Raw genomic sequence first — 323 nt, forward strand, 5'->3', positions numbered from 1 at the left:
GCCAAGGTCGCCGCGCCTCGATACGATCGTGGCGCGATTACGCCGGGCATTGTGCATCTCGGCGTCGGCGCCTTTCACCGGGCCCATCAGGCCGCCTACATCGATGAGTGCCTGGCCGCCGGCGAGACGGGCTGGGGCATAACAGGCGTGTCGCTGCGCAGCGCCGACACCCGCGACGCGCTGGCGCCGCAGGACGGGCTGTACACGCTGGCGGTGCGCGGCAGCGGCGGCGAGAAGCTGCATGTCATCGGTTCCATCGGCTCGCTGCTGGTGGCGCCGGAGGACCCGGCTGCGGTGCTGGCGGTGCTGACCGATCCCCGCAC

General features: G+C 71.8%; 1 pseudogene. It reads left to right on the forward strand.

The features are described 5' to 3' along the window. Positions 1-323, forward strand: a pseudogene (locus tag EN852_RS37820) (mannitol dehydrogenase family protein); the annotation flags it as partial.

It is taken from the genome of Mesorhizobium sp. M2E.F.Ca.ET.209.01.1.1, from assembly GCF_004010375.2.
In the GTDB taxonomy this organism is placed as follows: domain Bacteria; phylum Pseudomonadota; class Alphaproteobacteria; order Rhizobiales; family Rhizobiaceae; genus Mesorhizobium.